The organism is Enterobacter quasimori, from assembly GCF_018597345.1.
GTDB lineage: Bacteria > Pseudomonadota > Gammaproteobacteria > Enterobacterales > Enterobacteriaceae > Enterobacter > Enterobacter mori.
The window spans coordinates 474,815-488,006 of record NZ_JAHEVU010000002.1 but is presented as its reverse complement, the minus strand read 5'-3'; the positions used below and the strand labels follow the sequence as shown (position 1 = coordinate 488,006).

Annotated in this window: 13 protein-coding genes; all 13 read right to left on the bottom strand. The window is 54.9% G+C overall.

Annotation, left to right across the window (positions count from 1 at the left end; genetic code table 11):
• Positions 1-2 precede the first annotated feature (2 nt).
• The 13 genes from wcaI to KK102_RS10550 all read right to left on the bottom strand — a co-directional run bounded on the left by wcaI (position 3) and on the right by KK102_RS10550 (position 12,765).
• A complete protein-coding gene (gene wcaI, locus KK102_RS10610; RefSeq protein ID WP_126546218.1) occupies positions 3-1,226 on the bottom strand; it encodes a colanic acid biosynthesis fucosyltransferase WcaI in 1,224 nt (407 codons plus the stop codon).
• A complete protein-coding gene (locus tag KK102_RS10605) occupies positions 1,223-1,702 on the bottom strand; it encodes a GDP-mannose mannosyl hydrolase (RefSeq protein ID WP_216357677.1) in 480 nt (159 codons plus the stop codon). The genes wcaI and KK102_RS10605 overlap by 4 nt, the downstream gene beginning before the upstream one ends.
• Positions 1,703-1,704: 2 nt before the next feature.
• Entirely contained in the window at positions 1,705-2,670 is a 966-nt protein-coding gene (fcl, locus tag KK102_RS10600) for a GDP-L-fucose synthase (RefSeq protein ID WP_024908102.1), read from the bottom strand.
• 2 nt (positions 2,671-2,672) lie between these two features.
• On the bottom strand, positions 2,673-3,794 hold the full coding sequence (gene gmd, locus KK102_RS10595; protein WP_088208132.1) for a GDP-mannose 4,6-dehydratase: 1,122 nt from the start codon (positions 3,792-3,794) through the stop codon (positions 2,673-2,675).
• A 21-nt stretch (positions 3,795-3,815) separates the two neighbouring features.
• Complete coding sequence (gene wcaF, locus KK102_RS10590) at positions 3,816-4,370, bottom strand: colanic acid biosynthesis acetyltransferase WcaF (RefSeq protein ID WP_010431937.1); 555 nt, start codon at positions 4,368-4,370, stop codon at positions 3,816-3,818.
• Positions 4,371-4,386: 16 nt separating this feature from the next.
• A complete protein-coding gene (gene wcaE, locus KK102_RS10585; RefSeq protein WP_089598071.1) occupies positions 4,387-5,133 on the bottom strand; it encodes a colanic acid biosynthesis glycosyltransferase WcaE in 747 nt (248 codons plus the stop codon).
• Between the two features lie 16 nt (positions 5,134-5,149).
• The gene (wcaD, locus tag KK102_RS10580) at positions 5,150-6,370 is read right to left on the bottom strand and encodes a colanic acid polymerase WcaD (RefSeq protein WP_089598070.1); all 1,221 of its coding nucleotides are present in this window, start codon (positions 6,368-6,370) and stop codon (positions 5,150-5,152) included.
• The gene (wcaC, locus tag KK102_RS10575; protein ID WP_216357542.1) at positions 6,345-7,562 is read right to left on the bottom strand and encodes a colanic acid biosynthesis glycosyltransferase WcaC; all 1,218 of its coding nucleotides are present in this window, start codon (positions 7,560-7,562) and stop codon (positions 6,345-6,347) included. Before wcaC ends, wcaD begins: the two co-directional genes overlap by 26 nt.
• Positions 7,559-8,050 (bottom strand): colanic acid biosynthesis acetyltransferase WcaB, encoded by a 492-nt coding sequence (gene wcaB, locus KK102_RS10570; RefSeq protein WP_216357541.1) that lies wholly within the window; start codon positions 8,048-8,050, stop codon positions 7,559-7,561. The genes wcaC and wcaB overlap by 4 nt, the downstream gene beginning before the upstream one ends.
• Complete coding sequence (gene wcaA, locus KK102_RS10565; protein ID WP_216357540.1) at positions 8,050-8,892, bottom strand: colanic acid biosynthesis glycosyltransferase WcaA; 843 nt, start codon at positions 8,890-8,892, stop codon at positions 8,050-8,052. The genes wcaB and wcaA overlap by 1 nt, the downstream gene beginning before the upstream one ends.
• A 121-nt stretch (positions 8,893-9,013) precedes the next feature.
• Entirely contained in the window at positions 9,014-11,176 is a 2,163-nt protein-coding gene (gene wzc / locus KK102_RS10560; RefSeq protein WP_126546213.1) for a tyrosine-protein kinase Wzc, read from the bottom strand.
• 2 nt (positions 11,177-11,178) lie between these two features.
• The gene (wzb, locus tag KK102_RS10555; RefSeq protein ID WP_126546212.1) at positions 11,179-11,622 is read right to left on the bottom strand and encodes a low molecular weight protein-tyrosine-phosphatase Wzb; all 444 of its coding nucleotides are present in this window, start codon (positions 11,620-11,622) and stop codon (positions 11,179-11,181) included.
• Positions 11,623-11,628: 6 nt separating this feature from the next.
• Positions 11,629-12,765, bottom strand: coding sequence for a polysaccharide export protein (locus KK102_RS10550; protein ID WP_042719349.1), 1,137 nt, complete (start codon positions 12,763-12,765; stop codon positions 11,629-11,631).
• Positions 12,766-13,192: the final 427 nt, after the last annotated feature.

Here is a 13,192-nt window from a genome sequence, read left to right as displayed (position 1 = left end):
ATTTATCCCCGTATATCTGCAATAAATTGGCTCAGCACGTTCTCTTTTTCGAGCGTGCGTTCGGCATATTCACGTGCCACCGTGTTTTCTTTTGGCATGGCGAGTGCCTGCTCAATACCGGCTACCAGCGCGGGAACGGATTCCGGCTCCACGCAAACGGCAATGCCGGGATAGCTGTTACACAGCTGGCCTAATTCTGTTTCGGCTTCTGCCGTAATCACCGCGTTACCGCCCACCGCCAGAATGTTGGTCAGCTTGGACGGCAGCACCGCGTCCGCCGCGCCGCGCTTTTGCACGACCAGATGGCAGTCGCCCATCTTCAGCAGGGCAGGCAGCGCCTCGTAAGACTGAAGCGGGAAAAATTTCACGTTGGTCAGGCCGCGTTCGAGGGCCATTTTTTCCAGCCGCGCTTTTCCACCGCCCTGCCCGACAATCACAAACGTCCACGGATGTTCGCTAAGCTGCTGCGCCGCTTCAATGACGCTCTCCAGCCCCTGCTTTTCGCCGATGTTGCCCGAGTAAAGAATGATTTTTTGATCTTCAGGCAATCCGAGCCTGGCGCGGAGCGCATGCGCGTCTTGTTCGGTCACATCGCGGAAACGCGCCACTTCGGACCAGTTCGGGAAGAAAATGACTTTCTCCGCCGGGACGCCTTTCTCCTGCGCCTTGTTCATCATCGAGCGCGAGATGGTCGAGACGTAATCCACGTTGTGCAGCCCGCTGCGCTCAAAGGCGCTGGCGAGCTTCGCCACCTTGCCGCCCTTGCCCTTGCCCGCCATTCCCAGGCCGAGCATGGCGTCCACTTCATAATCCTGAATGTGCAGCAGGGTGCGCGCGCCGGAAAGTTTGCCCAGCAGGCGCATGCCCGGCGTGCAAAACAGCGTCGGCACCACGCCGATAATGCGATCCGGCTTCCAGCGACGCTGCGCCATCAGCGGGAAAAAACTGCTCAGGGCAAAGCTGCCCAGGTGAATTAAACGTTTCAGCGTCGAAGGCTGTTTTGGCACGTAGAGCGGGCAGCGCCACACGGTCGCTGCGCCCTCTTCGCGGCGGTAGCGCCAGCTTGAGTAGCGCTCGCCCACCTTCCACTCCGGATAATACGGCGGCGCGGTAATGACCCGCACGTCATGTCCCTGGCTCGCCATCCACTCAACCATCTCGCCGGTATATTTCCCGATGCCGGTTAATTCCGGCGAATAGTTAATGCCATACACAAGGATCTTCATAAACCCGGCACCCCGGACTGACGTTCTGCGAGGAAGTACGCTCGACTGTTATCGTGAACGTTGTCGCTCGCCAGCAGCGCCTCTGGCGTCTGCCAGCGGTAGTCGTCATGCTGAGAATCAGGCAGATGCAGATCTGCCTCGCTCACCTTCAGGCGGAACCCCAGCACGATGTAGTGCGTGGAGAACCCGGTGCCTGAAAAGTTATCGTCATAGAAGTGCTGCCAGACCCCGTAAAACTGGCCCGCCGCCATCGGCAGCTGCAGGCCCAGCTCCGCCAGAGTGAGACGCTCAAACGCATCGGTAAGCCGCTCATCCTTCTGCACGCGCCCGCCGGGCACGAACCAAAAGCCCTGTGCAGGACGATTGGTTCGTTTCCCCAGCAAGAACTCGCCGCGTTCGTTCTCCACGATCAGATCGATTGAGATCAGCGGAGTAGAACGCACTACCGTGGCAAAATCTTCCTGACTTAAAAACATCATTACCCCCGGAAGCGGTGCTGGTTTTCCAGGAACCACTGGTAGGTGCTGGCCAGCCCCTGCTCCAGTGACACCTCGTGATACCAGCCCAGCTGATGCAGACGAGTCACGTCCAGCAGCTTGCGCGGCGTACCGTCCGGCTTGGTGGCGTCAAACACCACGCGGCCTTTGTAGCCCACTACCTGCGCGATAGTCTGCGCCAGCTCGCGAATGGTGCAGTCCACGCCGGTACCGACGTTGATGTGCGACAGCATCGGCTCGGTGTTCTCCTGCCACACCTCGCGATCCAGCTCCATCACGTGAATGCTGGCCGCAGCCATGTCGTCCACGTGCAGGAATTCACGCATCGGCGTGCCGCTGCCCCACACCACCACGTCCGGCGCGTTCTCGGCGGTCGCCTCGTGGAAGCGGCGCAGCAGCGCCGGGATCACGTGCGAATTGCTCGGGTGGAAGTTGTCGTGCGGTCCGTACAGGTTGGTCGGCATCACCGAACGATAGTCGCGGTTGTACTGACGGTTGTAAGACTCACACAGCTTGATCCCGGCAATCTTGGCAATCGCGTACGGCTCGTTGGTCGCCTCAAGCGTGCCCTGCAGCAGCTCGCTCTCGGCGATCGGCTGCTTCGCCATTTTCGGGTAGATACAGGATGAGCCGAGGAACAGCAGCTTGTTCACGTTGTGCAGGTGCGCCGCGTGAATGATGTTGCTCTCGATCATCATGTTCTCGTAGATGAAATCCGCCGGGTAAGTGTTGTTGGCAACAATGCCGCCCACCTTCGCCGCCGCCAGATACACCTGGTCAATGCGTTCGTTAGCAAAGAAGTCCTGTACCGCACGGCTGTCGAGCAGGTTCAGCTCGTCGCGGGTGCGGACAATCACCTCTACGTCACCGCGCTGCTCGAGCTGGCGCACAATCGCGGAACCCACCATTCCGCGATGACCGGCGACAAAAATACGTTGTTTTGTCATTCTCAGGACTCCAGCGCGATGGCAACCTCGTAGCCATGAGACTTGAGCAGGGAGTGTTTTTTCGCTGCTTCAAGGTCTTTGGCCACCATCTCGGAAACCATCTCCTGCAGAGTGGTCTCGGGTTTCCAGCCCAGGGTCTCGTGCGCTTTGGTTGGGTCGCCCAGCAGGGTTTCCACTTCAGCAGGACGGAAGTAGCGTGGGTCAACCTGAACGATAACGTCGCCCGGCTTCACGCCCGGTGCGTCGTGACCCGTCACGGAAACCACAATGCCCTTCTCTTCCACGCCGGTACCTTCGAAGCGCAGTTTGATGCCCAGCTGTGCGGCAGCCATTTCAACGAACTGACGCACGGAATACTGCACGCCGGTCGCGATCACGAAGTCTTCTGGTTTGTCCTGCTGCAGCATCATCCACTGCATTTTCACGTAGTCTTTCGCATGGCCCCAGTCGCGCAGGGAGTCCATGTTGCCGAGGTGCAGGCAAGATTCCAGCCCCTGAGCGATGTTGGCGATCGCGCGGGTGATTTTGCGGGTCACGAAGGTTTCGCCGCGACGCGGAGATTCGTGGTTGAACAGAATGCCGTTACAGGCGTACATGCCGTAGGATTCACGGTAGTTCACGGTGATCCAGTAGGCGTAGAGCTTAGCAACCGCATACGGAGAGCGCGGGTAGAACGGCGTGGTCTCTTTCTGTGGAATTTCCTGCACCAGGCCATACAGCTCGGAGGTGGACGCCTGGTAGAAACGGGTTTTCTTCTCGAGGCCCAGGAAGCGAATGGCTTCCAGCAGACGCAGGGTGCCCATGGCGTCAACGTCGGCGGTGTATTCCGGGGATTCGAAGGAGACCGCAACGTGGCTCATCGCGCCCAGGTTGTAGACTTCATCCGGCTGCACTTCCTGCAGGATGCGGGTCAGGTTGGACGTGTCGGTCAGGTCGCCATAGTGCAGGTGGAATTTCGGGTTCGCCGCATGAGGATCCTGGTAGATATGATCGACACGCTCGGTGTTGAACGAAGAGGCACGACGTTTAATACCGTGTACTTCATACCCTTTTTCCAGCAGCAGTTCTGCCAGGTAAGAACCATCTTGTCCGGTAACGCCGGTGATGAGAGCGACTTTAGACATGTTTATATTCCTCTGTACTTATCAAAGTTTTTCAGTTTCAACGCGTTCGCGTATCACCACTGCGGGGTTGCCACGGCAAATTGTATTTGCCGGTAGCGATTTAAAAACGCTGCTGCGGGCACCGACTACCGTGCCATCGCCAACAGAAACGCCAGGTGCAACAAAGACATCCGTTGCCAGCCAGCATTTTTCACCAATCACAATTGGTGAAGCGGTAATATCAAAATGCTGACTCATAAAATCGTGGCTGCCGGTGCACAAATAACACTTCTGCGACACCACCGAATTTGCGCCAATCGTAATCTCGCCCAGGGTATATAGCACCGCGTCATCCCCTACCCAGGCGTAATCCCCAAGCGTTAATTTCCAGGGATAGGTAATTTTCACCGAGGGGCGAATCACTACGTTTTTTCCGATTTTTGCGCCAAAGAGACGCAATAAAAAGGCTCGCCAGCGGTACAGTATTTGCGGAGACCAGGCAAATAATGTCGCCTGAACCGCCCACCACAACTGCACCTTAATACCGTTCCCGCCCCGAAAGCCTTTCGGCACGGAGAATCCATTAAGTTCCTGCATTAGGCTTCCTTATATTTCAGGCTTTGTTATATAAGGCTTTCGCTTTACCTGTCGTTTTCAGGCGTAAAAAATAAGACAATTCCGCCCAGAACCCCGGCACGCGTAATATTTTACGCTGCACGTTTTTTGCATCCTGGCACAATTCCAGATTATTTGAGGTTGACACACCGCCCATGGAAAATTCAGATACCAGTCCTTTAATACGACGGAATGGATAACCTGATTTGTACAAGCTGGCAGTTAGTGCATAATCTGAAGACACTTTATACTGCAAATCGTAAGGCTGTTTTTTCAGGCCCTCGACCGGAAAGAAAATGGCCTGATGGCTGGCCGGCAGGCTGTGGTAGATATACCAGCCCGGCTTGGCGCTGCGCAGCACTTTATTTCCGTCACCAAAATCGAGCAGTGCATCGCCAATATACAAGGCGTCCTCTTTCTGGCGGGCGAGCTGACGGGCAAACAGGGCCACGTCGTCATGGAACACATCGCCGGAGTTCAGGAAGATGGCGTAACGTCCCTGCGCCATCGCGATGCCTTTATTCATCGCGTCGTAAATGCCTTTATCTTTCTCGCTGATATAACGTAAGTTGAACTCACCGTTGAGTTTTTCCAGAAACTCAGCCGTACCGTCGTTCGAACCGCCATCAACCACGATCCACTCAAAGGTGAGGCTCGGATCGCGCGCCAGGTTGCGCAGCGAGCGCCAGGTTTTTACCACCCCTTCGTAGTTACGAAAGGCGACAGTAATGACGCTAAGAAACATAAATCACCTCATTTCGTCATACGCGCGTAATATTGAGCGCTTTGCGCAAAATAAACGGGCAGACAATCAAGAAAGCATATTCCGGGCTAAATATTGACCCCGTAAAGAACAACGACACTGGCGTAAAAAGATAAAGCTGCACGCGAAAGTTTTGGTTATCACCAAACGCGTTAATCATCATTTTAAAAACTTTAAACAGATACCAGATCGTCAACAGTACGGCGAACCACGAAAAATAAATAATTAACAGATACAGACCATTGTCTATGGTTTTACCGACATCCGCACCGTTAAAGATTCCGAATGATGCAACATATTCGTAAAGTGAGCCGAATCTTACTACCCCATCAATATGGGTTAAGGAATAACCCACCATCACCAGTGGCCCGATGATGCGATAATAGGACGAAGACCCTTCCGTTCCCAAATCTCCCAAACGTTCTGAGATGTACGGGAAGGCAAATATCACGCCAACCATAAATACCGTCAGGGAGATAATCGCCAGCGGCAGTTTTTTCTTAATCGCATCTTTGTTCAGATACTGGAATGCCCACTCCAGGAGGTAAAACAGGATAAATGTCATTACCCCTGAGAACGATCCAGACAGAACAATTCCTGCAAGAATCATAGCATCGGTCTTGGGGGTTTTGATACCAAACTGTTTGATGCTGAGCCAAATTGAGATTAACGCCAGAGCGAAAAACGCCGGTTCAAAATAGAGTGCAGTAGTACGCTTACCACCAAACTTAATGAAGTTCAGTACATAGCTGTTACTGTATATGAGATATTTCGAAATTATCTCCATCAGGCTGCTGCCGCCGGTCAAAATAATTTGCGCCATTTCCATCGCGGCAAGCATAACAATGACCCCAACGACAATATAAAAGAACCTAAGGATTTTCTTATAATTGTGAGGGGAAATAGTTTTAAAGCGAATACTCCACACCATGCCAATTATGATAACGATATAAACAAACAGCATGGTTGAGGTGACGTATTTGCTGGCATCCAGCGACTGACCAAAGATGTAGTTAAACGCGGTCAGACCCACCCCGAGCCCTAACGCTATCATCAGCTTCTTGAGACTGATTTTCTCAACGTAGAGTAAAAGCAGAACGGGCAAGAAGGTGACGATGGTAATCGGGAAGCTCTCTCCCAACTGGGCAATCTTGACGTTGACCAGCAGGTAGATCAGCGGCAGCAGCAGATAACTACAGATTCTGATAGAACGAGACATACTCCTCCAGCATCTGTTGTCCACTGTAGGCCTTGCGGCTGCGGTTTCGGAACGATTCCAGGTCAGTGCCAAAAACGGCCTGCGCAATCGCGGCCTTCGGCAGCTGCACCAGCGGCAGCACCTCCTGCTCCGCAAAGGTTTTCCCGCCGGATTTCTCCAGCACTTCGCGCGCGGCGTCGCTGTGGGTGGCGATAACAGGAACACCGATTGAGAGCGCTTCGCACAGGATCAGCGGATAGTTGTCCACGCGGGAGCTGAACACCAGCGCGTCCATACCATTGAGGGCGCTCATCAGCTTGCGCTTGTCGGTTTCAAATCCGTGATTCACCACGTTCGCCCCTTCAAACGGGGAAAACTTGCCGAAGGTGTGCAGTTCAACCTTGTCGCCGAGCGCCATGATGTCGCGCACCAGCTGCTGGTTGGTTTTTCCGTCGTAGCGCAGGTCATGCGCAACAATGGCAATTTTCGGTTTGCCCGGCGTTTCGGCTACGGGCGTCAGTTCCGCCAGGATCTCTTCCGTCGCCACGTCGATGCCGTTGTTGATGATCTTGCAGCGCCCTGCCCCGTACAGGCTGTTGAAGGCATCCGCCACGTGCTGGCTTGGGGAAATAAAGGTGCAGCCGAGCGAGAGCATGTCGCGAAACAGCTGACGTTTGCCCTCAACCAGCTGATGCGCGCGATCCACCTTCACCGGCGGGTAATTGCTCAGCGTCGGGCATTTCTTGCAGCTATCTTTCCAGCCTTCGCACCCGTCGGTAAAGGCGCAGCGTCCGGTCACGCTCCAGTGATCGTGTAGCGTCCAGACGAATCGGGTGTCCGGCTTATGCGCTTTAGCCTTCTGACAAAACGCCACCACCTCGTCCAGATTCAGCCAGTAGCTGTGCAGTACGTGAAAATGCAGCACCACCGGACCGGCGGTGCGCGTCACGGTGCGGTAAAGATTGTTCAGGTTGCCAAACAGATCGCGGTTAAACAGGCGGAACAGCGCGATGTTGGCAATGGAGGTCAGACGCGGGGTCTGCTTCAGCACCTGAGGATAGTTATCGTGGCTAACGCTTTTCTTGCCGCCTTTGCCGTAGCCGTAAACAAAACGCGACTGTAATCCTTTTTGCAGCGCGCGCTGGTGCAGATCCAGCGCCACGCCTGCCGCTCCGCCTTCTGCGAGGCGTACGTTAAATTGCAGAATGTTCATTTAATCACCTTCACGCGGGCTTTCTCTCCCACCACCAGCGCGTTATCCGGAACGCTGTCCAGCACCACGCTGCCTGCGCCAATCGTGACGTTGTTGCCGATCGTGATGTCACCAACGATCACCACGTTGGCGCCCAGCTCGACGTTATTGCCAATTACCGGACAGGCCAGGCTGTCTGGCCCACGGTTGCCGATAGTGACCGCGTGGCGAATGGTGAAATCATCCCCCGCCACGACGAACTTATTGATCACCACGGCATACCCGTGGTGGATGGTGAAGCGTCGACCAATGGTGGCAGCGGCCTGAATTTCATAGCCAAAAAAGCATTCGGTCATGATGCGGTACAGCACCAGCACGGGTGCCGCCCAGATATTGTTTAAAACGTTTTTCTTACGCCACACCGAGCAAAAGTGCGCGATGCGGTACGCCAGAACCATGCAGCACGGGCGCAGGCTCCAGCTGTTAGCGCGGCAATCTTCCAGAAACATTATTTCCCCCGAAGCCCGTCGGCCAGACGCTTGCCGTTACGCACGGAAAGCAGCGTCAGCAGCGTGCGCCAGTTCATGCGCTTGTTGCGGATCTGATACAGGGTAAAGAGCTGATACTTCCGGCTGGCACGGTCAAACTTGTTCTTGTGCTTGCGGTAGAAGTGGAAGTAGCCCGAGAATTTCTTCGGTGACGAGGTGATTTGCATCTCCCCGTGGTTGATGTGCAGGATCTGCGTGGCCTCTTCCACTTTCCACGGCTCGCCGTACTCCACCACCATCCGCAGGAAGATGTCGTAATCCTGCGCGGCCTTCAGTTCGGTATCGAACAGGCACTCTTTGAAGCGCCATGCCCAGGTGAAGACCTGATTACCAATAATGTTGCGCTTGTAGAACAGGCGGCGGGAGTACGGTGATTTCGGGTACAGCGGCAGGCTGGCCGGCTGCGAGTACACTTCCCCCTGGCAAACGTAGTCGTTGGCATACAGGAACGCGTGCGTCACCAGCTGCGCTTTGTGAGAGAGGAAGATCGACAGCCGGTTTGGCGTCCATTCGTCATCGTCGTCGATTCCGGTCAGATACTGCCCTTTGGCCTGCATAATTGCCTGATTACGCACCGCGCATGCGCCGGAGTTAATGGCGTTATGCGTATAGACCACCCGCGGGTCGTTGAGGTCAGTTACAAACTTTTGCAGCTGCTCATACGAGGAAGAGCAGTCATCCACGATGATCAGCTCCCAGTTATCGTAGTCCTGACGTAACACCGACTTGATTGCGCGGATCGCCAGCTGCTGACGATTCCATGTCGGCATATAGATAGAAATCAAAGGGCGTTGTGTGGTCATTTTTTCCTCCTACCCCTCACCCCGGCCCTCTGCCCAGAGGGGAGAAGGTGAAAGACCGCACCAGGCAGTCCCCTCTCCCCTCTGGGGAGAGGGTTAGGGTGAGGGGTGTGGGTGAGTTTTGTTATTTACTGTCAGATTTATATTCGTACTCGTAATACCCGTAATCCTGGTATCCGGTCGCGCGACGGAAGATGGAGTTCAGGATCACCCCTTTCACCTCAATGCCGTTCTGCTCGAAGCGGCTCAGGCTGGTCTCGACTTCCTTCAGCGTGTTCACCGCGTAGCGCGCCACCATCAGCGTGGTGCCTGCATGACGGCCCACCACGGCGGCATCGGTCACGGCCAGAATTGGCGGGGTATCGATCAGCACCAGGTCATAGTGTTTACTCGCCCACGCCACCAGCTCGGTGAAGCGTTCGCTCATCAGCAGCTCGGACGGGTTCGGCGGCACCTGACCACGCGGGATCAGGTCAAATTTCGGGATAGAGGTCGGCTTCGCGCTCTCGCTAATCTCCCCTTTGCCAAGCAGGATTTCCGACAGGCCGTTAACGTTGTTGGTGCCGAGCAGCTCATGGGTGTAGCCCTTGCGCATATCGCAGTCGATCAGCAGCACGCGCTTGTTGGTCTGGCTTACCACCGCCGCCAGGTTGGCACAGACGAAGGTTTTACCGATTGACGGGCTAACGCCGGTCATCATCAGGACATTGTTTTTCGCCTGCATCATGGCGAAGTGAAGGCTGGTACGCAGGCTGCGCACCGCTTCAATCGCCAGGTCTGTCGGGTTACCCACGGCCAGCAGCTGGCTCTGTTTGTAACGCTTAACCCCTTTGATGGTTTTGACGCTGTCACGCGATTTTTGCCATTCGGAGAGCGGGATGCTGGCGTACACGTTGATGCCGTGCTCTTCCAGCACCTGCGGGCTTTCGATACCGCGGTTGAACAGCGAGCGCAGCAGCACACCCACGATGGAGAGCATCAGGCCGAGAATAATGCTGCCGAGAATAATCAGCGCTTTCTTCGGCTTCAGCACGCCAGGCTGCGTGATGGCAGGGTCGACGATACGCACATCACCCACCGTACTGGCTTCGGTGATCTTCAGCTCCTGCTGTTTGTTCAGCAATTGCATATAGACCTGCTGACCGGACTCCACATCGCGGGTCAGACGCACAATTTCCTGCTGCGTCTTCGGCATGGCGGTCACGCGGTTGTTCAGCTTGGCCTTCTCTTCTTCCAGCGTCTGGCGTTTTTCCAGCAGCGTGCGGTAGGCCGGGTGGCGTTTGGTGTAGAGCTTGGAGATTTCCGCCTCTTTGAAGGTCAGCTCATTAAGCTGCGCATCAATGTTCACCATTGAATCAAGAACGGATTTCGCTTCCAGCGGCAGGTCAACGGAGTCTTTATCCTGACGATATGCATTCAGCTTGTTCTCGGCGGCATCCAGACGGGAGCGCACTTCCGGCAGCTGTTTGGCGAGGAAGGCCAGGCTTTTTGCGGCTTCCGCTGATTTTCGCTCGACGTTCTGCTCAAGGTAGTTGCGGGTAATGCTGTTCAGGATATCGCGGATTTTGTCCTTATCTTCACCGGTAAAGGTCATGCTCAGGACGCCGGTGTCCTTCCCATTTTCGGTGACGGTGAGGTTGTTTTGCAGGTTATTGATCATCCCGAGCGTGGAGAATTTGGTGACGGTAAACTCTCCGCCTTCCTGGGCGTGGATCGCGCTCACCATCATGCTGACGCCGTCTTTGGTCAACATCTGCCCCACTTCACCGCGCGCGCTAAGGCCCGCATCGCTGGTCAGCTGGTACTGCTTCGGACCAAGCACCGTCAGGGTGAAGGTCTGATCGGCGGCCCCTTTAGGCAGCACGAAGTCCGTCACCTTGACGGTGTCATTGCTGCGCCCCATCAGGCGATCCCAGCCCGCCCCGAATATCGGGAATGTGTTTTTGGTGACGGAGATATCAAGCCCCAGATCGTGCACCGTTTTGCCCAATACCAGACGCGACTGGATCAGCTGAATTTCAGCGTCAGATGCGGGCGGTTTGTTCGCCAGCGCAGAGCCGATATCCTGTACCAGCGAGTTACCGGTGTTCTGTTCAATTTGCACCAGCGCGTCAGCGCTGTAGATAGGCGTCGCGAAAAGCGTATAAACAATCGCTGCCACGGCAAACACGGCGGTGATCCCTATCACCCACCACTTCGCTTCAACAACGGTGCCGACCAGGCGACCAATATCGATTTCATCACTGCCCGAAGTCGGGGCGGCAGAAGGTTTTGTTTTTTCTGTCATTGTTATCCCTGCTGAGCTTTCAGTGCCTGCGCCCACTGACGGGCAGACTGGTCAAGTAAGGTGTATACCGCCTCAAATGCCTCACGGCTCTTGCGATACGGATCGGGGATTTCACGCTCGCCATCCCAGTGACCAAACAGCATCACCTTGCCGCGCATCTCCGGTGCAATCTCGCACAGCGCGTGAATGTGGCGTTTTTCCATCGTGAGGATCAGGTCATACTCGCGGCACATCCGGCCTGAAATCTGACGGGCAACGTGCCCGTCAAGAGAGAGGTTATGATCCCGCGCAACGCTCGTCGCACGCTCGTCGGCCCCTTTGCCAACCAGCGCGCCAAGCCCTGCGGACTCAACCGTTAACGCTGGCTCGTACTGCTTCAGCAGCCGCTCAGCCGTGGGGGAACGGCAAATGTTCCCCACGCATACCACCAGAATTTTGTTAAACATCGCGGATTACCAGGTATGAATGTCGCGCGCCGTATCCGTCATGTAGCGAACGCCACTGATGGTTGGCAGCAACTGGTTGATCAGGCGGTTCCAGCGGGCAACCGGCGCGGTGGTAACGTAGACCACATCGTATGGCTGGAGGCGGAACTCCGTTGCCATCACCAGCGACGTCGCATCAGACATATCCAGCTGGTAGATGTTGGCAATCTTGCCTTTCGTACCCTCGCCTTTCAGCGGACGGATAACAAAGATACCGCTGGCGTTCGACGAGGTCAGGTCGATGCCTTCCGCGTTGCCCAGCGCTTCGGTCAGGGTCATACCGCTGAAGTCCATCTTGAGGGTGCTCTGTTTCTTCACTTCACCCATCACGAACACTTTCAGATCGTCGTTGCGCGGCACGTACAGAATGTCACCCGGATAGAGCAGTCGGTTCTGCGTCAGGTCGCCGTTTTGCATCAGCGCCTGCAGCGAAATGCGCTGCTCTTTGCCTTCGTGGGTCAGGACAACGTTGCGCCAGTCGGCACCGTCGGTTAAGCCGCCTGCGGCGTTGATGGCATCCAGAACCGTCAGCGGGACGTTAGTGATGGCCTGCTGGCCGGATTTATTCACCTGGCCGGAGATATAGGCTTTTTGCGAGCGGAAGGCGGCGATATTAACGTCCACCTGCGGGTCAGCGATGTACTGCGCTAAGCGGCCGGTAATATCACTACGGATCTCGGCCAGCGTCTTGCCAGCCACGTGCACTTTGCCGATGTACGGATAGAACATCGTGCCATCAGACTGAACCCAGTTACCGGTGTCGCTTGAGCTGCGGTACTGGCCGGCTGGGGTCGTCAGTTCCGGGTGGTCCCATACGGTCACGTTGATCACGTCACCCGGTCCTACGCGGTACTGGTATGAGGCGATTTCCTGGTCCAGCGACATATTCGGCTGGGCAACATTGGGACGCGGACGTAATTGTTCCACCAGACGTGGGGTCAATGGATAAACATTCACCATTTTGTCGAGGTCAAAATCGGCGTCCTGCTGTTTGATCACATCCTTGCCCATAGTTGACATATTGCTGCCGGGAAAGACCGTGCAACCACTCATCAAGGTCACAGACACCAATAATGGCATCAATTTCATTTTGGATTTCATCATTGATTATTTATCACTTTGGCAGAGTAATTATCCTGTGCAATTTAAATAAGCGCGGGTCGTTTTGGCATTCAGAATGCAGTTAAGCAATGAGTAATATAACTGGCATCAGTCCTAAAAAAAGCTTATTCATCCATTGGCTATTGACAGAATAATCGAGGCTGATTCACACGCTTTCAGGCACGCTACCGCCCTTGGCTTTCAGTTACCAATCCACTGACTAAACAATGTGTTATGGATAGACACCCTCTTAAACAAGGTCTTATGGGAATATTTCAGCCACGTTAAATAGCCCGCTGGCAATGAATTGCCACACCATAAGAACGAAACAAAAATAGCAACAAAGAAATTTAACATTTGATGCTGGGAGAATTGTTGCAGCTAACCTAATAGCAGGCAAGGAGACAACCCTCCTAATATCTGTTTTTAA

Coding starts and splice junctions, on each gene's coding strand:
- wcaI (WP_126546218.1), bottom strand. CDS start 1,226: ATGAAGATCCTTGTGTATGGCATTAACTATTCGCCGGAATTAACCGGC.
- KK102_RS10605 (WP_216357677.1), bottom strand. CDS start 1,702: ATGTTTTTAAGTCAGGAAGATTTTGCCACGGTAGTGCGTTCTACTCCG.
- fcl (WP_024908102.1), bottom strand. CDS start 2,670: ATGACAAAACAACGTATTTTTGTCGCCGGTCATCGCGGAATGGTGGGT.
- gmd (WP_088208132.1), bottom strand. CDS start 3,794: ATGTCTAAAGTCGCTCTCATCACCGGCGTTACCGGACAAGATGGTTCT.
- wcaF (WP_010431937.1), bottom strand. CDS start 4,370: ATGCAGGAACTTAATGGATTCTCCGTGCCGAAAGGCTTTCGGGGCGGG.
- wcaE (WP_089598071.1), bottom strand. CDS start 5,133: ATGTTTCTTAGCGTCATTACTGTCGCCTTTCGTAACTACGAAGGGGTG.
- wcaD (WP_089598070.1), bottom strand. CDS start 6,370: ATGTCTCGTTCTATCAGAATCTGTAGTTATCTGCTGCTGCCGCTGATC.
- wcaC (WP_216357542.1), bottom strand. CDS start 7,562: ATGAACATTCTGCAATTTAACGTACGCCTCGCAGAAGGCGGAGCGGCA.
- wcaB (WP_216357541.1), bottom strand. CDS start 8,050: ATGTTTCTGGAAGATTGCCGCGCTAACAGCTGGAGCCTGCGCCCGTGC.
- wcaA (WP_216357540.1), bottom strand. CDS start 8,892: ATGACCACACAACGCCCTTTGATTTCTATCTATATGCCGACATGGAAT.
- wzc (WP_126546213.1), bottom strand. CDS start 11,176: ATGACAGAAAAAACAAAACCTTCTGCCGCCCCGACTTCGGGCAGTGAT.
- wzb (WP_126546212.1), bottom strand. CDS start 11,622: ATGTTTAACAAAATTCTGGTGGTATGCGTGGGGAACATTTGCCGTTCC.
- KK102_RS10550 (WP_042719349.1), bottom strand. CDS start 12,765: ATGATGAAATCCAAAATGAAATTGATGCCATTATTGGTGTCTGTGACC.